This is a genomic window from Stenotrophomonas sp. TWI602, from assembly GCF_039674045.1.
Classification (GTDB): domain Bacteria; phylum Pseudomonadota; class Gammaproteobacteria; order Xanthomonadales; family Xanthomonadaceae; genus Stenotrophomonas.
In genome coordinates this window covers 22,685-41,615 of record NZ_JBDJMT010000017.1, presented here as the reverse complement: position 1 = coordinate 41,615, position 18,931 = coordinate 22,685, and the positions used below count along the sequence as shown (strand labels likewise).

At 65.9% G+C, this 18,931-nt stretch carries 20 protein-coding genes; 16 read left to right on the top strand and 4 right to left on the bottom strand.

What is annotated here, in order from left to right:
* Positions 1-16: 16 nt before the first annotated feature.
* Positions 17-361 carry a hypothetical protein gene (locus ABE483_RS14510; protein WP_313211099.1) on the bottom strand — a complete coding sequence of 115 codons (345 nt, stop codon included), beginning with the start codon at positions 359-361 and terminating at the stop codon, positions 17-19.
* Between the two features lie 70 nt (positions 362-431).
* Here ABE483_RS14510 and ABE483_RS14505 point away from each other — a divergent pair, with 70 nt between their 5' ends.
* The 5 genes from ABE483_RS14505 to cyoD all read left to right on the top strand — a co-directional run bounded on the left by ABE483_RS14505 (position 432) and on the right by cyoD (position 5,797).
* On the top strand, positions 432-1,436 hold the full coding sequence (locus ABE483_RS14505) for a 2-hydroxyacid dehydrogenase (protein ID WP_346481918.1): 1,005 nt from the start codon (positions 432-434) through the stop codon (positions 1,434-1,436).
* A gap of 302 nt (positions 1,437-1,738) precedes the next feature.
* On the top strand, positions 1,739-2,803 hold the full coding sequence (gene cyoA / locus ABE483_RS14500) for a ubiquinol oxidase subunit II (RefSeq protein WP_313211101.1): 1,065 nt from the start codon (positions 1,739-1,741) through the stop codon (positions 2,801-2,803).
* Between the two features lie 8 nt (positions 2,804-2,811).
* Complete coding sequence (cyoB, locus tag ABE483_RS14495) at positions 2,812-4,809, top strand: cytochrome o ubiquinol oxidase subunit I (RefSeq protein ID WP_346481934.1); 1,998 nt, start codon at positions 2,812-2,814, stop codon at positions 4,807-4,809.
* Entirely contained in the window at positions 4,806-5,447 is a 642-nt protein-coding gene (gene cyoC, locus ABE483_RS14490; protein WP_183073819.1) for a cytochrome o ubiquinol oxidase subunit III, read from the top strand. The genes cyoB and cyoC overlap by 4 nt, the downstream gene beginning before the upstream one ends.
* The gene (gene cyoD, locus ABE483_RS14485) at positions 5,447-5,797 is read left to right on the top strand and encodes a cytochrome o ubiquinol oxidase subunit IV (RefSeq protein WP_121043457.1); all 351 of its coding nucleotides are present in this window, start codon (positions 5,447-5,449) and stop codon (positions 5,795-5,797) included. Before cyoC ends, cyoD begins: the two co-directional genes overlap by 1 nt.
* An 84-nt stretch (positions 5,798-5,881) precedes the next feature.
* Here cyoD and ABE483_RS14480 read toward each other — a convergent pair whose 3' ends face one another.
* The gene (locus ABE483_RS14480; RefSeq protein ID WP_346466361.1) at positions 5,882-7,945 is read right to left on the bottom strand and encodes a bifunctional diguanylate cyclase/phosphodiesterase; all 2,064 of its coding nucleotides are present in this window, start codon (positions 7,943-7,945) and stop codon (positions 5,882-5,884) included.
* Between the two features lie 148 nt (positions 7,946-8,093).
* Between ABE483_RS14480 and radA the strand changes: the two genes are divergently transcribed.
* Positions 8,094-9,473, top strand: a complete 1,380-nt coding sequence (radA, locus tag ABE483_RS14475; protein ID WP_121043463.1) for a DNA repair protein RadA — start codon at positions 8,094-8,096, stop codon at positions 9,471-9,473.
* Between the two features lie 147 nt (positions 9,474-9,620).
* Here the strand turns inward: radA and ccsA are convergent, their stop codons facing one another.
* Entirely contained in the window at positions 9,621-10,415 is a 795-nt protein-coding gene (gene ccsA, locus ABE483_RS14470; RefSeq protein ID WP_346481917.1) for a cytochrome c biogenesis protein CcsA, read from the bottom strand.
* A gap of 130 nt (positions 10,416-10,545) precedes the next feature.
* On the opposite strand from ccsA, the gene ffh reads away from it, so the two are divergent.
* From ffh to ABE483_RS14430, 8 genes are all read left to right on the top strand, one after another.
* Positions 10,546-11,925: a signal recognition particle protein gene (gene ffh, locus ABE483_RS14465; protein WP_265309386.1), complete on the top strand. Its 1,380-nt coding sequence runs from the start codon at positions 10,546-10,548 to the stop codon at positions 11,923-11,925.
* 76 nt (positions 11,926-12,001) lie between these two features.
* Complete coding sequence (locus tag ABE483_RS14460) at positions 12,002-13,078, top strand: nitronate monooxygenase (protein ID WP_346481916.1); 1,077 nt, start codon at positions 12,002-12,004, stop codon at positions 13,076-13,078.
* Complete coding sequence (locus ABE483_RS14455) at positions 13,075-13,863, top strand: aminotransferase class IV (RefSeq protein ID WP_346481915.1); 789 nt, start codon at positions 13,075-13,077, stop codon at positions 13,861-13,863. Before ABE483_RS14460 ends, ABE483_RS14455 begins: the two co-directional genes overlap by 4 nt.
* A 127-nt stretch (positions 13,864-13,990) precedes the next feature.
* Complete coding sequence (gene rpsP, locus ABE483_RS14450) at positions 13,991-14,251, top strand: 30S ribosomal protein S16 (RefSeq protein ID WP_017356068.1); 261 nt, start codon at positions 13,991-13,993, stop codon at positions 14,249-14,251.
* A 42-nt stretch (positions 14,252-14,293) separates the two neighbouring features.
* Complete coding sequence (gene rimM, locus ABE483_RS14445; RefSeq protein WP_121043481.1) at positions 14,294-14,806, top strand: ribosome maturation factor RimM; 513 nt, start codon at positions 14,294-14,296, stop codon at positions 14,804-14,806.
* Positions 14,807-14,811: 5 nt separating this feature from the next.
* Complete coding sequence (gene trmD / locus ABE483_RS14440; RefSeq protein ID WP_176990033.1) at positions 14,812-15,570, top strand: tRNA (guanosine(37)-N1)-methyltransferase TrmD; 759 nt, start codon at positions 14,812-14,814, stop codon at positions 15,568-15,570.
* Positions 15,571-15,724: 154 nt separating this feature from the next.
* Positions 15,725-16,132, top strand: a complete 408-nt coding sequence (gene rplS, locus ABE483_RS14435) for a 50S ribosomal protein L19 (RefSeq protein WP_019184486.1) — start codon at positions 15,725-15,727, stop codon at positions 16,130-16,132.
* A gap of 85 nt (positions 16,133-16,217) precedes the next feature.
* Complete coding sequence (locus tag ABE483_RS14430) at positions 16,218-16,595, top strand: DUF6404 family protein (RefSeq protein WP_346466365.1); 378 nt, start codon at positions 16,218-16,220, stop codon at positions 16,593-16,595.
* Here the strand turns inward: ABE483_RS14430 and ABE483_RS14425 are convergent.
* Complete coding sequence (locus ABE483_RS14425) at positions 16,592-18,079, bottom strand: MATE family efflux transporter (protein ID WP_346464327.1); 1,488 nt, start codon at positions 18,077-18,079, stop codon at positions 16,592-16,594. The two genes, ABE483_RS14430 and ABE483_RS14425, sit on opposite strands and share 4 nt — an antisense overlap.
* Positions 18,080-18,287: 208 nt before the next feature.
* On the opposite strand from ABE483_RS14425, the gene ABE483_RS14420 reads away from it, so the two are divergent.
* Together ABE483_RS14420 and ABE483_RS14415 are read left to right on the top strand one after the other, a co-directional pair.
* Positions 18,288-18,467, top strand: a complete 180-nt coding sequence (locus ABE483_RS14420; protein WP_346481933.1) for a hypothetical protein — start codon at positions 18,288-18,290, stop codon at positions 18,465-18,467.
* A gap of 9 nt (positions 18,468-18,476) precedes the next feature.
* On the top strand, positions 18,477-18,881 hold the full coding sequence (locus ABE483_RS14415) for a S4 domain-containing protein (RefSeq protein WP_313211108.1): 405 nt from the start codon (positions 18,477-18,479) through the stop codon (positions 18,879-18,881).
* The last annotated feature ends 50 nt before the right edge of the window (positions 18,882-18,931 follow it).

Here is an 18,931-nt window from a genome sequence, read left to right as displayed (position 1 = left end):
AGGGCCGAATACTAGGTCACGGGCGCGCGTGGGTCCAACGCGCCCCCGTGCTGAATACCAGTTGCCGCAGATAACCGCCGATGAAACCTGCGATGGCCCCTGCGAGCGTATCCAGCAGTAAACGGGCCGCGGCGCGGGCGATACGGCTGGCATGCAGCCGCACCCACGGCAACAAGGTCATGGCCTGGGCACCGATCAGCAGGATCAGCACATCCAGCCCCAGCGCATCCACCACCGGCAGCAGTGGTGCAAGCAATGGATTGCAGGCCATCAGGGTCACGATCGCGGCAGTGATTGCGAACAGGGCGCGTCGGCCCACCGGCGTGGCGGTCCAGCGGAGAAGGCGGGCAGTCAGGGACACGGCAGGCTCCAGGCAGTTGGCCGGAGTGTACTGCGGTATGGTCATGCTCGAACTCCCGGGGATCACCCTCATGAAGATCGCAGTATTCAGCGCCCGCCCGTACGACCAGCAGTTTCTCGATGAGGCCAGCCAGCGCCGCGGGGCAGGGCAGCCGTTCGAGTTTCTGTACTTCGATGCCGCGCTGGATCTGCATACCGCGGCGCTGGCGCAGGATTGCGAGGCGGTCTGCGTGTTCGTGAATGACCGGCTGGATGCCCCGGTACTGCAGGCGCTGCAGGCAATGGGCGTGCGCGCGGTCCTGCTGCGCTGCGCCGGCTTCAATAATGTCGACCTCGCAGCGGCGGAGCAGCTGGGCCTGTTCGTGGCCCGTGTGCCCGCGTATTCGCCGGAGGCCGTGGCCGAACACGCGCTGGCGCTGGTGATGACGCTCAACCGCCGGACCCACCGCGCCTACAACCGGGTGCGCGAGGGCAACTTCATGCTTGATGGCCTGCTGGGCCGTACATTGCATGGCAAAACAGTGGGCATCGTCGGCACCGGGCAGATCGGCCTGGCCACGGCCCGCATCTTCAAGGGCATGGGCTGCACCGTGCTGGGCCACGATCCGTATCCGTCGGCGGCGTTTGCCGCGATCGGCACGTCGGTCGCGCTGGAGGAGCTGCTCGCCCGCGCGGATATCGTCTCGCTGCACTGCCCGCTGACGCCGGACACCCATCACCTGATCGACGATGCGTCACTTGCCGGGATGAAGCCCGGGGCGATGCTGGTCAATACCTCGCGCGGTGGGCTGGTGGATACCCATGCGGTGATCCGCGCGCTGAAGTCACGGCGCCTGGGGCATCTGGCCATCGATGTGTACGAGCAGGAGAGCGGGCTGTTCTTCCAGGACCGGTCCGGCGAAATCATCGACGATGACGCGTTCCAGCGCCTGATGACCTTCCCCAATGTGCTGGTGACCGGGCACCAGGGCTTCTTCACGGTGGAGGCGCTGCAGGAGATCTCGGCCATCACGCTGCGCAACCTGGCGGACTTCGTCAGTGGCGCAAGCTGCGCCAATCAGGTACTGCCCCCCTGAGCGCCGCCGCCGGCGAGGCTGGCAGCCGCAGCCCCGGAGCTGACCCGTTCATGTCTATACAAGGGCCGAAATGTTGCCGAATCGGGTCATTGCCCGGCACTGCGACAACGTGTCGCAGCCCAAAACAGGCCTTTCCTGCGCTGGATCATTGTCAATGCCTTTCTTAAATGATGCGTGACGGCCTAAAATTAGAAGGCTGACATGATCGTCCTTCGTGCCTGTCCCCTTGGACCGGCACCACCGGCTTTGGCTGGGACGGAGGCGGGCTTGAACTGGCATTCCCTACGCAATTGGATCGACCGATGATTCCGTTGAAACCCCTTGGACGCTTCCTGCGTCCGGGCCTGCTGTTTGCGTTGTCCGTGTTCCTGACGGGCTGCAACTCGGCCATCCTCAACCCCAAGGGCCAGATCGGCCACGACGAGAAGACCCTGCTCATCACGGCGACCGTGCTGATGCTGCTGGTTGTCGTGCCGGTCATCATCATGACCCTCACCTTCGCGTGGAAGTACCGTGCGACCAACACCAAGGCCCGTTATGAGCCGAAGTGGTCGCATTCCACGGCCATCGAAGTGGTGGTCTGGTCGATCCCGTGCATGATCGTGCTGGTGCTGGCCGTGCTGACCTGGCGTTCCTCGCACGCGCTGGATCCGTACCGTCCGCTGGACTCGGACAAGAAGCCGGTGGTGATCGAAGCCATCTCGCTGGACTGGAAGTGGCTCTTCATCTATCCCGAAGAGAACATCGCCACCGTCAACGAGATCACCTTCCCGGTCGATACCCCGCTGAACTTCAAGATCACGTCCGATACGGTGATGAATGCGTTCTTCATTCCGCACCTGGGCAGCATGATCTACTCGATGACGGCCATGGAGACCAAACTCCACCTGATCGCCAACGAGACCGGTGAGTTCCCGGGCATGTCCTCGCACTACAGCGGCGCGGGCTTCAGCAAGATGCATTTCTCCGCGCACTCGGTGACCGAGGCGGAGTACCAGCAGTGGCTGACCAAGGTGCGTGCCGAAAGCGCGACCCTGGACAAGACCGCCTTTGCTGCGCTGACCGCCGAGAAGAACCATGACTGGCACCCGGTGACCTACTTCGGTACCACCGAGGCCGGCCTGTTCGACTGGGTCATCGCCAAGCACATGGGCGACAACCAGCACTACGGCATGAAGCACGACCACAAGGCCATGAAGCATGACGGCGCCGAGGGCGAAAGCCACGAAGGCCACACCATGCCGGCCGCCGGTGAATCGCACGACGGCCACGCGATGGCTGAAGGCGATGCTGCTGCACACGCCGAACACACTGCAGACGAGCACGCCGCAGCCGGTCACACCGGTCACGGCGGCTCGGGAGAATGACCATGAATCTGTTGGGTAAATTGACGTTTGCCGACATCCCGCATGACCCGATCATCATCACCACGTTGATCGGTGCTGGTATCGGCGGCCTGCTGGTGTTGGCCCTGATCACCAAGTTCAAGCTGTGGGGCTATCTCTGGAAAGAGTGGTTCACCTCGGTCGACCACAAGAAGATCGGCGTGATGTACCTCATCGTCGCCTTCGTCATGCTGCTGCGCGGCTTCGCCGACGCGATCATGATGCGTGTCCAGCAGGCCATGGCCGCTGGCGGCAACGAGGGCATCCTGCCTCCGCATCACTACGACCAGATCTTCACCGCCCACGGCGTGATCATGATCTTCTTCGTGGCGATGCCGCTGATCACCGGCCTGATGAACGTTGTCGTGCCGCTGCAGATCGGCGCACGCGACGTGGCCTTCCCGTTCGTCAACTCGCTCAGCTTCTGGCTGTTCGTGGCGGGCGCGGGCCTGGTGATGATCTCGCTGGGTGTCGGTGAGTTCGCGCAGACCGGCTGGCTGGCCTTCCCGCCGTTGTCAGGCAAGGAATACAGTCCAGGGGTAGGTGTCGATTACTACATCTGGGGCCTGCAGGTCGCCGGCCTGGGTACCACGCTGAGCGGCATCAACTTCTTCATCACCATCTTGAAGATGCGCACCCCCGGCATGAAGCTGATGCAGATGCCGATCTTCACCTGGACCGCGCTGGTCACCAACGTGCTGATCATCGCCGCCTTCCCGGTGCTGACCATCACCCTGGTGCTGCTGACCCTGGATCGTTACCTGGGCACGCATTTCTTCACCAATGACGGTGGCGGCAACGCCATGCTGTACATCAACCTGATCTGGATCTGGGGTCACCCGGAAGTCTATATCCTGGTCCTGCCGGCCTTCGGCGTGTTCTCCGAGGTCATCGCCACGTTCTCGCGCAAGGCGCTGTTCGGCTACAAGGGCATGGTCTACGCCACCGCCTGCATCGGCGTGCTGTCGTTCCTGGTCTGGCTGCACCACTTCTTCACCATGGGCTCGGGTGCCAACGTCAATGCCTTCTTCGGCATCACGACGATGATCATCTCGATCCCGACCGGCGTGAAAATCTTCAACTGGCTGTTCACCATGTTCCGCGGTCGCGTGCAGTTCACGACCCCGGTGCTGTGGACGATCGGCTTCATGGTCACCTTCACCATCGGCGGCATGACCGGCGTGATGCTGGCGATCCCGGCCATCGATTTCGTGCTGCACAACAGCCTGTTCCTGATTGCCCACTTCCACAACGTCATCATCGGCGGCGTGGTGTTCGGCATGTTCGCCGGCATCACCTACTGGTGGCCGAAGATGTTCGGCTTCCGCCTCAATGAAACCTGGGGCAAGCGCGCGTTCTGGTGCTGGTTCATCGGCTTCTATGTGGCCTTCATGCCGCTGTACATCCTGGGCTTCATGGGCATGACCCGCCGCATGCAGAGCTACCCGAACATGGAATATCAGCCGCTGCTGATCATCGCCATGTGTGGTGCCTTCATCATCGGTGCCGGCATCCTGTGCCAGATCATCCAGATCGCCGTGTCGATCCGTGACCGCAAGAAGACCGCCGACCTGACCGGCGATCCGTGGGACGCCCGTACGCTGGAGTGGGAAACCTCTTCGCCGCCGTCGTTCTACAACTTCGGCTCGCTGCCGCGCGTCAACGAACTGGACGAGTTCTGGGAGCGCAAGCAGCGCGGTGAGGCGTGGGAACGCCCGGCCAAGTACACCGACATCCACATGCCGCGCAACACCGGCACCGGTGTGGTGATCGGCGCCTTCAGCCTGCTGTTCGGCTTTGCGATGATCTGGCACATCTGGTGGCTGGCCATCGTGGGTCTGGTCGGCATGATCGGCACCTTCATCTGGCGCACCTTCGACAAGGACGTGGATTACTACGTGCCGGCCGCGGAAGTGGAGCGGATCGAAAATGAGCACCGTCGCCACCTCGTGGCGCAGGGCCTGGTGAAATCGGAGCTGAAGGCATGAGCACCACTATCCCCAACACCATGAACCCTGGGCACGCCGCGCACGCGGCGGCCCACGGCCATGACGACCACGAGCACCACGACACCGGCGGCAATACCGTCTTCGGTTTCTGGGTGTACCTGATGAGCGATTGCCTCATCTTCGCCACGCTGTTTGCGACCTACATCGTGCTGTCTGGCGGCACCGACGGCGGCCCCGGCCCGAAGGACCTGTTCGAACTGTCCTTCGTCGCCTGGGAAACCACGCTGCTGCTGGTCTCCTCGCTGACCTTCGGCCTGGGCATGATCGCCATGCACAAGCAGAAGGTGGGCCAGATGTACGCATGGCTGGCCCTGACCTGGCTGCTGGGCTTCGGCTTCATGTGCATGGAAGTGTGGGAGTTCAACCACCTGATCCATCAGGGCTACGGTCCGGACCATAGTGCGTTCCTGTCGGCGTTCTTCGCGCTGGTCGGTACCCACGGTCTGCACGTGAGCGCGGGTCTGCTGTGGCTGCTGATCATGTTCATCCAGATCAAGCAGAACGGCCTGACCCAGACCAACAAGACCCGCATGGCGTGCCTGAGCCTGTTCTGGCACTTCCTGGATCTGATCTGGATCGGCGTATTCTCCGTCGTCTATCTGAATGGAGCGCTGTAATGGCCGCACATGACAATCACGCACACGATCATGGCCACAGCGCTGCCGGCGAAAGCCATGGCAGCGTCAAGTCCTACCTGATCGGCTTCGTCCTGGCCGCCGTGCTGACCATCATCCCGTTCTGGGCGGTCATGCATGGCGACCTGCCGCGCTTCACCACCGGCGTCATCATCGTCGTTGCCGCGGTGCTGCAGATCCTGGTGCACCTGGTGTTCTTCCTGCACCTGGACCGCTCCTCGGAACAGCGCTGGAACGTCAGCGCGGCGGCCTTCACCGTCGTGGTGATCGGCATCATCGTCGCCGGTTCGCTGTGGGTCATGCACAACATGAACGTGCACATGATGCACTGACGTCTTCGCGACGTTGCCACACGCAGAAAGGCCGCCCTCGGGCGGCCTTTTTGTTGGGTGATGTGATGGCGGTGGTGCCGCGCGTTACGCCGCCTTCGCCAGTCGCATGAACTCCACGGCATCCACCGGCCGCCCGAGGTGGTACCCCTGCAGTTGATCGCACCCCATGTCGCTCAGGTACTGGCGTTGGCCGGCGGTCTCCACGCCCTCGGCGACGATCTGCAGCTGCAGCGAGCGACCCAGCGCGATGATCGAGGAGACGATCGCCGCATCCTCGGCGTTGTCTTCCAGATCGTGCACGAAGGCGCGGTCGATCTTCAGCTCCGTGGCCGGCATGCGCTTGAGGTAGAGCAGGCTGGAGTAGCCGGTGCCGAAATCATCGATGGAGATGTTCACGCCCATCGCGGTCAGTCCGTGCAGGATCAGCAGGCTGGCTTCCACATCGCGCATCGCGGTGGTCTCGGTGATCTCCAGGGTCAGCCGCTTCGGGTCCAGCCCATGCTTGTCCAGCGTGCGCTGCACGGTCTCGAGCAGCGTGCTGGAGCCGAACTGCAGCGGCGACAGATTCACCGCCATCGTCCAGTCCGGATGCCCGGCATCGTGCCAGTGGCGCAGCTGCGCGCAGGCCCGGTCGAGCACCCAGTCGCCGATGGACAGGATCAGCCCACTGCGCTCCGCGATCGGGATGAACGCATCCGGCGACAGCAGGCCCAGTTCCGGGTGCTGCCAGCGCACCAGCGCCTCGGCCCCGATCAGCGCGTTGCCGTTGGCCTGGAACTTGGGCTGATAGTGCAGCACCAGCTCGCTGCGGCTGACCGCCTTGCGCAGCTCCTGCAGCAGTTTCAGCTGGCGGTTGGCGCTGACGTTGAGTGACTGGGTAAAGAAGGTATAGCCGTTCCGGCCCGAATCCTTGGTGTGGTACATCGCCGCATCGGCGTGGGCCATCAGGTCGCGCTCGGTGGTGGCATCGGCCGGGTACAGCGCGATGCCCAGGCTGGCGCTGACCTGCAGTTCCAGCGCATCGATCTCGAACGGTTCGGCCACGCTGGCGATGATCCGTTCGGCGACCACCGCTGCGTCTTCCGGATCTTCCACCTGGAACACGATGACGAACTCGTCCCCGCCCAGCCGCGCGAACGTGTCCTGCGCACGCAGCAGCGCGGTGATCCGCTCGCTGACCTGGATCAGCAGTTTGTCGCCAAGCTGGTGGCCATAGGCATCGTTGATCGCCTTGAAACCATCGAGGTCGCAGAACATCACCGCGAAGCTGAACTGCCGGCGTTGTGCCTTCTCGATGGCCTGCTCGATCCGGTCCTGCAGCAGCATGCGGTTGGGCAGCTGGGTCAGCGGGTCGTGCAGGGCGGCCTGCATCAGCTTCTCGTTGGCCTGCGCCAGCGAATCGGCGAGCAGGCCGGTGCGGGTACGCATCTGGCGATCGAACACCGAGGCGATCAACGCGATCCCCAGCGTGGCCAGTGTCGTCACGATCACCAGCACGGCCAGCCATTTGGTATCGATGCCCTGGCCGTACGCCGCGCCGCACAGCGCGCCCTCGGGGAAGTGGGCGGCGGCCATCCCGGTGTAGTGCATGCCGACGATGGCCAGGCCCATCACCAGCGAGGCCAGCCCGCGCAGCAGGAACGGCCGGCGCTGCTCCAGGCGCAGCCGGAAGGCGATCCACAGCGCCGCACCGGCCGCACCGATCGCGATCAGGATCGAGGCGGCAAACCACAACGGGTCGTAGTCGATGCCCGGCTGCATCTCCAGCGCGGCCATACCCAGGTAGTGCATGGCGGCGATGCCCAGCCCCATCAGCACCGCGCCTGCGCACAGTCGCGACCACGGCAGCTCTGCACGCGAGACCAGCCACAACGCATACGCCGAGGCGCCCACCGACACGGCCAGCGAGTACAGGGTAATGGCCAGGTCATAGCCGACCGGGATCGGCAGGTGGAAGGCGAGCATGCCGATGAAGTGCATCGACCAGATGCCCAGGCCCATCGCACCGGCGCCACCGGCGAGCCACCAGCGGGCGACCCGGCCGCGGGTACTGGCCAGGCGACCGGCCATGTCCAGCGCGGTGTACGAGGCGAGGATGGCAACCAGCAGCGAGAACACGACAAGACTCTGGCTGTAGGTGCCGGTCATGGAGAAGCCTGGAAAAGGTTGAAGGAGGGCAGTGGCCCGCCGGAGTATCGGCATCGGGGCCGGAATCTTGAGCGGGGGCGCTCGGCGTCTCGGTTGCTGCGACGCGGCTCGGCTATCCTGCCCCATCGATTCTGAAGCGGAAGTGGACATGGCCAAGCGACTCACCGCTTACGTCTGCAGTGAATGCGGCGCCGAATACAGCAAGTGGCAAGGCCAGTGCACCGAGTGCGGGGTCTGGAACACGCTCAGCGAAATCACGCTGGAAAGCGCGACGCCCACCAAGTCCTCGCCGGCCTCGCGACGTTCCGGCTGGGCCGGCAAGGTCGATGCGCCGAAGATCATGGCGCTCAAGGACGTACAGCAGACCGAACACCTGCGGGTGAGCACCGGCATCGGCGAGTTCGACCGCGTGCTCGGCGGTGGCCTGGTCGAAGGCGCGGTGGTGCTGGTCGGTGGCGATCCGGGCATCGGCAAATCCACACTGCTGCTGCAGGCGGTGGCGAAGATGGCTGCCAGCTTGCCGGTGCTGTACATCACCGGTGAGGAATCGCTCTCGCAGGTCGCGGGCCGTGCGGTCCGCCTGGATCTGCCGCTGGACAACGTCAACGCGCTGGCCGAAACCCAGGTCGAGGCGATCCTGCAGCATGCCAGCGTGGCCAAGCCGCGGCTGATCGTGGCCGATTCGGTGCAGACGCTGTGGACCGAATCGCTGACCGCCGCGCCCGGCTCGGTCAGCCAGGTGCGTGAGAGCGCCGCACGCCTGGTGCGCTTTGCCAAGGAAACCGGCACCGCCGTGTTCCTGGTCGGTCACGTGACCAAGGAGGGCGGCATCGCCGGCCCGCGCGTGCTCGAACACATGGTCGACGCGGTGCTGTACTTCGAAGGCGAGAGCGGCAGCCGATTCCGCCTGCTGCGGGCGTTCAAGAACCGCTTCGGCGCGGTCAACGAGCTGGGCGTGTTCGCGATGGGCGAGAAGGGCCTCAAAGAGGTCTCCAACCCCTCGGCGATCTTCCTCTCCGGCGGCAGCACCCAGCAGCCGGGCAGCTGCGTGATGGTGACCCGCGAGGGCACGCGCCCGCTGCTGGTGGAAGTACAGGCACTGGTGGATGCCTCACCGCTGTCCAACCCGCGCCGGGTGGCGGTGGGTCTGGAGCAGAACCGCCTGGCGATGCTGCTGGCGGTGCTGCACCGTCATGGCGGCGTGCTGGTGGGCGACCAGGACGTGTTCGTCAACGTAGTGGGTGGCATCCGCGTGCAGGAGACCGCCGCCGATCTGCCGGTGCTGCTGGCGGTGCTGTCCTCGCTGCAGGACCGGCCGCTGGCCGAGAAGACGATCGCCTTCGGCGAGGTGGGCCTGTCCGGCGAGATCCGCCCCGTGCCCAACGGTGAAGACCGCCTGCGCGAAGCAGCGACGCATGGCTTCAAGCGCGCGATCGTGCCCAAGGCGAACGCGCCGAAGACCGGCAGCGTGAAGGGCATGGAAGTGATCGCGGTGGAGCGGTTGTCCGAGGCGATCGACGCGCTGTAACGCGGCATGCCGACCAACGGTCGGCATCTACCTGCGATGTTCGGGGCCGCGTGCCGACCAGCGATCGGTACGCGGTGCACCGGTGGGTGCCGACCAACGATCGGCATGCGGTGCACGGGTAGGTGCCGACCGTTGGTCGGCACGCTTCTATCGCGTGCGCCCGAACACCAGCTCGATCACGAACTGGCTGCCGAAGAACGCCAGCAGCAGCAACGCCATCGCGGTCAGGGTCCAATGCACCGCCTTCGCGCCGCGCCAGCCGTAACGGCGGCGCCCGATCAGCAGCGTGCCAAACACGATCCAGGACAGGATGCTGAGCACGGTCTTGTGCACCAGCTTCTGCGCCAGCAGGTCATCGACGAACAGCACGCCGGTGACCAGGGTCAGCGTGAGCAGGGCAAAGCCGACCGCGATCACCCGGAACAGCAGGGCTTCCAGGTCGGCCAGCGGGGGCAGGGCGCGCAGCCACGGGCGGAAATCACGGCGGCGCAGGGCGCGTTCCTGCAGCCACAGCATGATCGCCAGCAACGCGGCCACGCTCAGGGTGGCGTAGGCGAGCAGCGCCATCCACGCGTGCGTGGCCAATTGCCAGCCCAGCGGCTTGCTCGGCTCGTGGCCGTAGGCGTGATAGATCCACAGCACCACGGCGGCCATCGGGAACACCAGGACGCCAAGTGCCGCCATGCGCCCGCGCGCAGCGACCAGCGAGGTCAGCCACGCCATGCCCAGCCCGACCAGCGACAGGGCGGCGAAGAAGTGCATGTCCGGCCCGCCGCTGGTACGCAGCGCCACCAGCACGTGATAGCCGCCGTGCAGCAGCATCGCCGGCAGCGCCGGCCACAGCCAGGCCGGGGAGGTCACCGCGTCATCGCGGACGACCGCACGCACCAGCAGGCCGGTGGCGGTCAGGTACAGCAGGGTCGCGATGAGAACGATTGTCATCGTGTCAGTTTCGCATACCCCCGGGGTGCTGGCGATGCCCGCAGCGCCGCCGTCAGGGCCGGTCCGGGAGCCGGGGCGGAACCGTTATACTGGCGGTCTCATTGTCTTTTGTTCTGAACAGGTCGCTTCCATGTTCGAGTCCCTGACCCAGCGCCTCTCCGGCACCATCGAGCGGCTGCGCGGCCGCGGTCGCCTGACCGAGGAAAACATCCGCGAGGCCACCCGCGAAGTCCGCATCGCGCTGCTTGAAGCCGACGTCGCGCTGCCCGTGGTGCAGGCGCTGGTCGAACGCATCAAGGTGCGTGCGGTCGGCCAGGAAGTGCTCAAGTCGCTGACTCCGGGTCAGGCGCTGATCAAGGTCGTGCGCGACGAGCTGACCGCGGTCATGGGCTCGGCCGCCTCGGACCTGAACCTCAACGTGCCGGCGCCGGCGATCATCCTGATGGCCGGCCTGCAGGGTGCGGGCAAGACCACCACGGTGGGCAAGCTGGCCAAGCACCTCAAGGAAAAGCGCAAGAAGAAGGTGATGGTGGTCTCGGCCGACGTCTACCGTCCGGCCGCGATCGAGCAGCTCAAGACCCTGGCTGACCAGGTCGGTGTGCTGTTCTTCCCGTCCACCGCCGACCAGAAGCCGGAAGCCATCGTCCGCGCCGCCATCGATGACGCCCGCAAGTCGTTCGTGGATGTGCTGATCGTCGATACCGCCGGTCGCCTGGCCATCGACGAAGCGATGATGGCCGAGATCAAGGCGCTGCACGCCGCGGTCAACCCCGCCGAAACGCTGTTCGTGGTCGATGCCATGACCGGCCAGGATGCCGCCAATACCGCCAAGGCCTTCGGCGATGCACTGCCGCTGACCGGCGTGGTGCTGACCAAGACCGACGGTGACGCCCGCGGCGGTGCCGCGCTGAGCGTGCGCTACATCACCGGCAAGCCGATCAAGTTCGTCGGTGTGAGCGAAAAGCCGGACGGTCTGGATGTGTTCCACCCGGACCGTATCGCCAGCCGCATCCTGGACATGGGCGACGTGCTGTCGCTGGTGGAGCAGGTCGAGCAGCAGGTCGACAAGGACAAGGCCCAGAAGCTGGCCGAGAAGGTCGCCAAGGGCAAGAAGTTCGATCTGAACGACATGCGCGACCAGCTGGAGCAGATGCAGAACATGGGCGGCATCGGCGGCCTGATGGACAAGCTGCCGGGCCTGGGCCAGATCCCCGATCACCTCAAGCAGCAGGTCAGCCAGGGCAAGGACGTGCCGCGCATGATCGCGATCATCAACTCGATGACCAAGAAGGAGCGCCGCAACCCGGGCCTGCTCAACGGCTCGCGCCGTGCCCGTATCGCGCGCGGGTCCGGCCTGACCCCGGCCGACGTCAACAAGCTCATGAAGCAGTTCCAGCAGATGGAAAAGATGATGAGCAAGATGGCCGGTGGCGGCATGAAAGGCATGATGCGCAGCATGAAGGGGATGATGGGTGCCATGGGCGGCCGCGGCGGCATGCCGTTCCGCTGAGTCCTGCGCAGGCGCATTCCGGGTAGGGGCGGTGCGGCGTATGCTGGCACCGTCTCCTTCCACAGGTGCGCCGCGCGTGAATGGTTCCCCGCTTCTCGAACGCGCCGACAACTTCTGTCGGCGTTTTGCATTGCAGGCCCCGATCCTGCTCGCACCGATGGCCGGCGCCTGCCCCGTGCCGCTGTCGGCCGCGCTGGCCAATGCCGGCAGCATGGGCGCGATGGGCGCGGTGTTGTCGCAGCCGCAGGACATCGTGGCGTGGATGACCGATTTCCGTGCGCAGTCCGCCGGGCCGGCGCAGGTCAACGTCTGGATACCCGATCCGCTGCCATCGCGCGATGCCGATGCTGAAGCCGCGACACGCCGCTTTCTGGCGAAGTGGGGCCCGGAGGTGCCGGCCAGTGCCGCCGATGCGGGGCCGGCCGATCTCGATGCGCAGTTCGATGCCTTGATCGAGGCGCGCCCGGCGGTGGCCTCCACCATCATGGGTGTGTTTTCTCCGGCACAGGTGCAGCGCCTGAAAGACGTGGGCATTGCCTGGATCGCGTGTGCGACGACCTTGGCCGAAGCGCGTGCCGCGCAGGCGGCCGGCGCTGACGCGGTGGTCGCGCAGGGGTTCGAAGCGGGCGGCCATCGTGGCGCCTTCGATCCGGAGGCGGCCGAGCGCCAACTGGTCGGATTATTCGCGCTGCTGCCGCGGCTGGCCGATCATCTGGATATCCCGGTCATCGCGGCCGGTGGCATCGCTGATGGGCGCGGCCTCGCGGCAGCCCTGACGCTTGGTGCCAGTGCGGTGCAGGTGGGCACCGCGTTCCTGCGCACCCCGGAGTGCCAGTTGAATCCGGCATGGTCACAGGCATTGGCGAACGCCGAACCGGAAGACACGTGGCCGACGCGCGCCTTCAGTGGTCGCCTCGGCCGTGGCTTGGCCACCGCGTATGTGCGCGCCGCGGCGTCTGCTGATGCACCACCGCCGCGGCCGTATCCGGTGCAGCGTGGGCTGACCGCGCCGATGCGCGCGCAGGCCGGGCGCGACAACAGCCTCGATGCAATGCAGGCCTGGGCGGGGCAGTCCGCGTGGATGGCGCCGGCGCGCCCGGCGGCCGAGGTGCTGCAGCAGATGTGGACCGATGCGAAGGCGTTGCTCGGATGACGCTGTACTGCAATGGCCGCGTTGCCAGCGCCGATGACCTTGCCGGCGCACTGACCAACTACGGTCATTTCACCTCGCTGCAGGTGCGCAATGGCGCGGTGCAGGGGCTGGATCTGCATCTGCAGCGTCTGCTGGAGGGCACGGTGGCGTTGTTCGGCACCGCGCTGGAGCCGCTGCAGGTGCGCGCCTGGATGCACGATGCGCTGCAGGCCGAAGGTGCGGTCGATGCCTCGCTGCGGGTGACCGTGTTTTCGCGGCAGTTCGATTTCCGGCGGCCGCTGCAACCCGTCGCCGTCGACGTGCTGGTCGCCGTCGCGCCACCGGTCGATCTGCCGGCGATAGCGCGGCGGCTGCGGACGGTGCGCTACCAGCGCGAACTGCCGCAGGTGAAGCATGTCGGTACGTTCGCGCTGTTCCAGCATCGCCGCGAGGCCTTGCTGGCAGGCGTGGATGACGCGCTGTTCGTCGGCGACGACGGCCTGGTCAGCGAAGGTACCACCTGGAACATCGCCTTCGCCTCGGGTGACACGTTGATCTGGCCGCAGGCGCCCGCGCTGCGCGGTACCCATGAGCGCCTGCTACAGGCGGGGTGGGGCAGCGATCAGCAGGTGCGGCCGGTCGCGCTGGCGGACCTGGCCGGGTTCGACGCGGCCATTGCCTGCAACGCTGCCGGCCTCTGGCCGATCGCGGTGATCGATGGGGGTGTACTGGCGAACTCGGCGGCGCTGTGCGCCAAGGCCCGGCAGGTGCTGGCGGCGGTGCCCTGGAAGCCGTTGGTGGCCTGAGCAGCCCGGTCTGCAGGCCCTGTTCAGCTTTCCCGGTCTTCACAGGCTTGGAATGACCGGAGGCCGCCGCTATAATCGCCGGCTTACCGCGCCATCCTGGCGACTGGGCAATTGAGGAAACAACACCATGGTCAAGATTCGACTGACCCGCGGCGGCGCCAAGAAGCGTCCCTTCTACCACATCATCGTGACCGATTCGCGCAGCGCCCGTGATGGCCGCAACATCGAGCGCGTCGGTTACTACAACCCGGTTGCCCAGGGTGCCGAGTCCCGCATCGTGCTGGACCTGCCGCTGGTCGACAAGTGGGTCGCCAACGGCGCCCAGATGACCGACAAGGTTCGCAACCTGTACAAGGAAGCGACCAAGGCCCAGGCCTCCGCGGCCTGATCCTGAAGGGCCGCGCCTGCCGCGGCCCATCGGTCTATACAGATGAAAGATACCGAGCGCCGCATCCTGCTGGGCAGGATTGTCGGCGCTTTTGGTGTGCGAGGCGAGATCAAGCTCGAGTCCTGGACCGAGCCGCGTACCGCCATTTTCCATTACCAGCCCTGGATCCTGCGGACCCCCGCCGGCCAGGAGAGCACGCTCACCGGTGCACGCGGACGTCAGTCCGGCAAGCATCTGGTCGCCGTGTTTCCCGATATCACCGACCGCGATGTGGTCGAGGCGATGTACGGGACCGAAGTCTATGTCGCGCGCAGCGCGCTGCCGCCCCCGAAGCCCGATGAGTATTACTGGGTCGATCTGGAGGGCTTGCAGGTGCGTACCGTCGAGGGTGTCGAACTTGGGCGGGCGTCACACCTGTTCTCGACCGGCTCCAACGACGTGCTCGTGGTGCAGGGGGATCGTGAGCGGATGATTCCGTTCGTGCAGCCCGAATTCGTCGTCTCGGTGGATTTCGAGGCCAACCTGATCGTGGTCGACTGGGATCCGGAGTTCTAAGCCGGATGCGTATCGACGTCGTCACGTTGTTCCCCGAGTTCATGGCGCAGTCGGCCGCGCTGGGCGTGGTCGGCCGTGCTGCCGAGCGCGGTCTGCTGGAACTGCACGGCTGGAATCCGCGTGACTATGCCGAAGGCAACTACCGCCGGGTGGACGACCGTCCATTCGGGGGTGGCCCGGGCATGGTCATGCTGATCGAGCCGCTGCGGGCCTGTCTGGCGGCCGCGAAAGCCGCTGATCCGGCGCCCGCGCCGGTGATCTACCTCAGCCCGCAGGGCAAGCCGCTGACCCAGGCCAAGGTGCGGGAACTGGCGGCACTGCCGCGCATGATCCTGCTCTGCGGCCGCTATGAGGGCATCGACGAGCGCTTCCTCGAGGCCGAGGTCACCGAGGAAATCTCCCTCGGCGATTACGTGCTGTCCGGCGGTGAGCTGGGCGCGGCGGTGATCGTCGATGCGGTGACCCGCCTGCAGGAGGGGGCCCTCGGCGATGCCGAATCGGCCGCCCAGGACAGTTTCGAAGGCCCGCAGGGGCTGCTGGACTGCCCGCATTACAGCCATCCGGCCCAGCATGAATGGGGCACTGTCCCGGACGTACTGCGCTCGGGCAACCATGCCGCCATCGCCCGCTGGCGCCGGCAGCAGTCGCTGCTGCGCACCGCGCTGCGGCGGCCGGACCTGCTTGACGAAGGCCAGTTGTCCAAGGCCGACCGCCTCCTGCTGGAGCAGGCACGGCAGGCCGTTGCCAAGGATCCAACCCCCTAGCGCGGGGGCGGGATCTTGTTTACAATTCGGGATTGCCATCGGCCTTTTTGGCCCGTTGGCAGGAATCCCTACAAAAAACGTGCAGCACAGTCCGGTGACTGCATGAGCCCACGTTGTCGAACGACACGATCACCCGAACATTATCGGTGCACCCATGAGCAAGCTGAACAAATCCATCCTCTCGGACTTCGAATCCGCCCAGATCACCCGCGAGCTGCCGAAGTTCAGCCAGGGTGACACCGTCGTCGTCAACGTGAAGGTGAAGGAAGGCAACCGTGAGCGCGTGCAGGCTTACGAAGGCGTCGTCATCGGCACCAAGAACGCCGGCCTGAACTCCGCGTTCACCGTCCGCAAGATCTCGCACGGCTACGGCGTCGAGCGCGTCTTCCAGACCCACAGCGCCATCATCGACTCGGTCGAAGTGAAGCGTCGTGGTAAGGTCCGCGCCGGCAAGCTGTACTACCTGCGTGGTCTGGAAGGCAAAGCTGCCCGCATCAAGGAAGATCTGGCTGCTGCTGCGCAGGCCAAGGCCGCGCGCCTGGCTGCCAAGGCTGCCCAGTAATTCCCGGCCGACAACTTCGGTTGTCGCCTCAAACGGCCACCTTCGGGTGGCCGTTTGCATTTGTGGCCTCGTGATGGAGAAACACATGGACCGTTATCCCGCTGATGTTCGTCACGCGCTGCAGGCCATGGCCGACGCCAACGTGCCTGCCGGCATGCGCGCACCGCCGCTGCATCGGCTGCTGTGGCGCATGGGGCTGCGCGTGCCGCCACCGCTGCTCGCCAGCTTCGGTGCCAATCTGTTCGTGATGGGCGGGCTGTTTGGCGTGTTGTGGGGCGTGTTGTGGCGCGGCTTGATGGGGCTGGTCCTGGACCTTGGCTCGCTCACGCTCGGCATCACCGTTGGCAGTGCTGTCATGGCCGGGCTGTTGTTCGGCGTGATGATGGCGCTGCTGATGCGGTACCAGCGGCGACGCTACCAACTGCCTGCCTGGAAGACGCTGCTGCAGGGGCGCATGGCTTAATCCGGCCGTGCGGTGCCCACGCGGGCGGGCTGGAGCGGCGTGGTCGGATTCGGGTCCGCCACCGGCGACGGCGGCGACGCGGGGACCTCGGCCGGCGCGGCCAGTTCCTCGTGATGGCTGGGCAGCATGCGTGCCTTGCGCCAGCCGCCCCAGCGGTAATACGCCAGCGACATCAGCATCGCGCAGAACGAGCTGACCGGGAAACTCCACCACACCGCGTCGGCGCCCCAGCGGTCCTGCAGCAGCTCGGCGAAGGGCACGCGGATGCCCCACAGCGAGGCGGCCAGGATCAGCAGCGGGGGGATCACCGCGCCGGTCGAACGCACCACGCCGGAGATCACGAAGTTCACCCCGAAGAACAGGAACGACCACACCGCGATGTGGTTGAGGTGGCGCGCCACCTCCAGCGCCTGGCTGCCTTCGGGCAGGAACAGGGCGAGCGTGTATCGGTCGAGCAGGATCAGCGGCAGGATCAGCACGCCGGTCAGCAGGAAGTTGTAGAGCACGCCGCTGCGGGCGGTGCCGCGCACGCGGTCCCAGCGCTGCGCGCCGACGTTCTGCGCGGCCATGGTCGAGCACGCCGCGCCGATCGCCATCGCCGGCATCTGCACGTAGGTCCACAGCTGCAGCGAGGCGCCATACGCGGCGGCAGTGTCGGTGCCGTAGCTGTTGACCATGGTCATCATCAGGATCATCGACAGCGAGATCAGCACCATCTGCAGGCCCATCGGCACGCCCTTGACCACCAAGGCGCGCAGGATCTCGCCATCGATCTTGAACAGCGCCATGTCCTTGCGCCCCAACCACAGCACATGCCGCTTGTTGCGCATGTACCAGAGCAGGCCGAGCAGTGAGAGGGTCTGCGCGATCAACGTGGCCCACGCCGCGCCGGCGATGCCCAGCTGTGGGAACGGGCCGATGCCGAAGATCAGCAGCGGGTTGAAGCCGATATCCAGCACCACCGACAGCAGCAGGAAGCGGAACGGCGTGCGGGAGTCGCCCACGCCGCGCAGCGCAGAGCTCAGGAAGGCGAAGGCATACAGCGTCGGCATCGCCAGGAAGATGATGCGCAGGTAGGCCTCGGCCAGCGGCAGTGATTCGGCCGGTGTGCCCATCGCCGCCAGCAATGGATGCGACAGCCACCAGCCGGCGATCGCGATCACCACCGACAGGCCGATGAAGAAGGTGGCGCTGGTGCCCATCACGCGCCGGGCCTGGGGCAGGTCGCGGGCACCCATCGACTGGCCGATCAGGATCGAGGCGGCCATGCCGATCCCGAACACCGAGCCGATCAGGAAGAACATGATGTTGTTGGCGTTCGCGGTGGCGGTCAGCGCCGCCTCGCCGAGGAAGCGGCCGACCCAGATCGCGTTCACCGAGCCGTTCATCGACTGGGCGATGTTGCCGGCCAGGATCGGCAGGGCGAACAGGAACAGATTGCGCCCGATCGGGCCCGTGGTCAGGTCAAGCGGCGCTTTGGCCATGTGCGCTGGAGATCGAGCTCAGAGAGCGGCACACTAGCACCAAGCCCATCAAGGGGATATCGCGATGCGCACTTCCGCGTCTCAACGCACGTCAGCGGCTGCCCCGGTAGTGCCGGCCGCTGGCCGGCTGCAGATCCTTCTGGATGACCGGTTCATCCCCACCGCGCTGGCCCTCTTGATTGGCGCCTCGCTGGCCGCATGTTCGAGTATGGACGACCGCCTGCGCGACGCACAGGTACGGCCCATGGACCGACCGGAATGCCAGGTCGGCAGCCAGCGACGCGATCTGGATGCGGGGGTTCCCACACTGATCGGTGGCACTGGCTGCCGTGGCGATCCATCGGCACCGCAACCGCTGAACCGACGACCGGCTGAGCCGGGGAGTTGAATCACCCGCATGATCGAAGCAACCCCATTGGCCGCCGTGCGGCTGGATGTGTGGCTCTGGGCCGCACGGTTCTATCGAACCCGCAGCCTGGCCAAACAGGCGGTGGAGACCGGCAAGGTGGATGTGGCCGGGCAACGCCCGAAATCCTCGCGCGCGGTGCGCGTGGGCGAAGCGCTGCAGATCAGCCGTGGCGATGAAGTGTTCGATATCCAGGTGCTTGGGCTCAGCGAGATGCGCGGCCCGGCCCCGGTGGCCCAGCAGTTGTACGCCGAGAGCGAGGCCTCGCTTGCACGCCGCGCGGAGCTGCGCCTGCAGCGTGCCGCGGCGAAGAACGGTTACCAGCCGCCGGAGCACAAGCCGGACAAACGCGCGCGCCGGCTGATCCGTGCGCTGGGTGATCTGGACGCGCTGTGAGCCGCGCACCGCACGCATGAAAAGACCGGGCCATGCGGCCCGGTCGTTGT

Excerpts from the sequence above, each read along its gene's own strand:
- cyoA (WP_313211101.1), top strand. The coding sequence starts at position 1,739 with ATGATTCCGTTGAAACCCCTTGGACGCTTCCTGCGTCCGGGCCTGCTG.
- cyoC (WP_183073819.1), top strand. The coding sequence starts at position 4,806 with ATGAGCACCACTATCCCCAACACCATGAACCCTGGGCACGCCGCGCAC.
- rplS (WP_019184486.1), top strand. The coding sequence starts at position 15,725 with ATGAGCAAGCTGAACAAATCCATCCTCTCGGACTTCGAATCCGCCCAG.
- cyoD (WP_121043457.1), top strand. The coding sequence starts at position 5,447 with ATGGCCGCACATGACAATCACGCACACGATCATGGCCACAGCGCTGCC.
- ABE483_RS14480 (WP_346466361.1), bottom strand. The coding sequence starts at position 7,945 with ATGACCGGCACCTACAGCCAGAGTCTTGTCGTGTTCTCGCTGCTGGTT.
- ABE483_RS14425 (WP_346464327.1), bottom strand. The coding sequence starts at position 18,079 with ATGGCCAAAGCGCCGCTTGACCTGACCACGGGCCCGATCGGGCGCAAT.
- rpsP (WP_017356068.1), top strand. The coding sequence starts at position 13,991 with ATGGTCAAGATTCGACTGACCCGCGGCGGCGCCAAGAAGCGTCCCTTC.
- ABE483_RS14420 (WP_346481933.1), top strand. The coding sequence starts at position 18,288 with ATGGACGACCGCCTGCGCGACGCACAGGTACGGCCCATGGACCGACCG.
- ABE483_RS14505 (WP_346481918.1), top strand. The coding sequence starts at position 432 with ATGAAGATCGCAGTATTCAGCGCCCGCCCGTACGACCAGCAGTTTCTC.
- ffh (WP_265309386.1), top strand. The coding sequence starts at position 10,546 with ATGTTCGAGTCCCTGACCCAGCGCCTCTCCGGCACCATCGAGCGGCTG.
- ABE483_RS14455 (WP_346481915.1), top strand. The coding sequence starts at position 13,075 with ATGACGCTGTACTGCAATGGCCGCGTTGCCAGCGCCGATGACCTTGCC.
- ABE483_RS14430 (WP_346466365.1), top strand. The coding sequence starts at position 16,218 with ATGGACCGTTATCCCGCTGATGTTCGTCACGCGCTGCAGGCCATGGCC.
- rimM (WP_121043481.1), top strand. The coding sequence starts at position 14,294 with ATGAAAGATACCGAGCGCCGCATCCTGCTGGGCAGGATTGTCGGCGCT.
- trmD (WP_176990033.1), top strand. The coding sequence starts at position 14,812 with ATGCGTATCGACGTCGTCACGTTGTTCCCCGAGTTCATGGCGCAGTCG.
- ccsA (WP_346481917.1), bottom strand. The coding sequence starts at position 10,415 with ATGACAATCGTTCTCATCGCGACCCTGCTGTACCTGACCGCCACCGGC.
- radA (WP_121043463.1), top strand. The coding sequence starts at position 8,094 with ATGGCCAAGCGACTCACCGCTTACGTCTGCAGTGAATGCGGCGCCGAA.
- ABE483_RS14415 (WP_313211108.1), top strand. The coding sequence starts at position 18,477 with ATGATCGAAGCAACCCCATTGGCCGCCGTGCGGCTGGATGTGTGGCTC.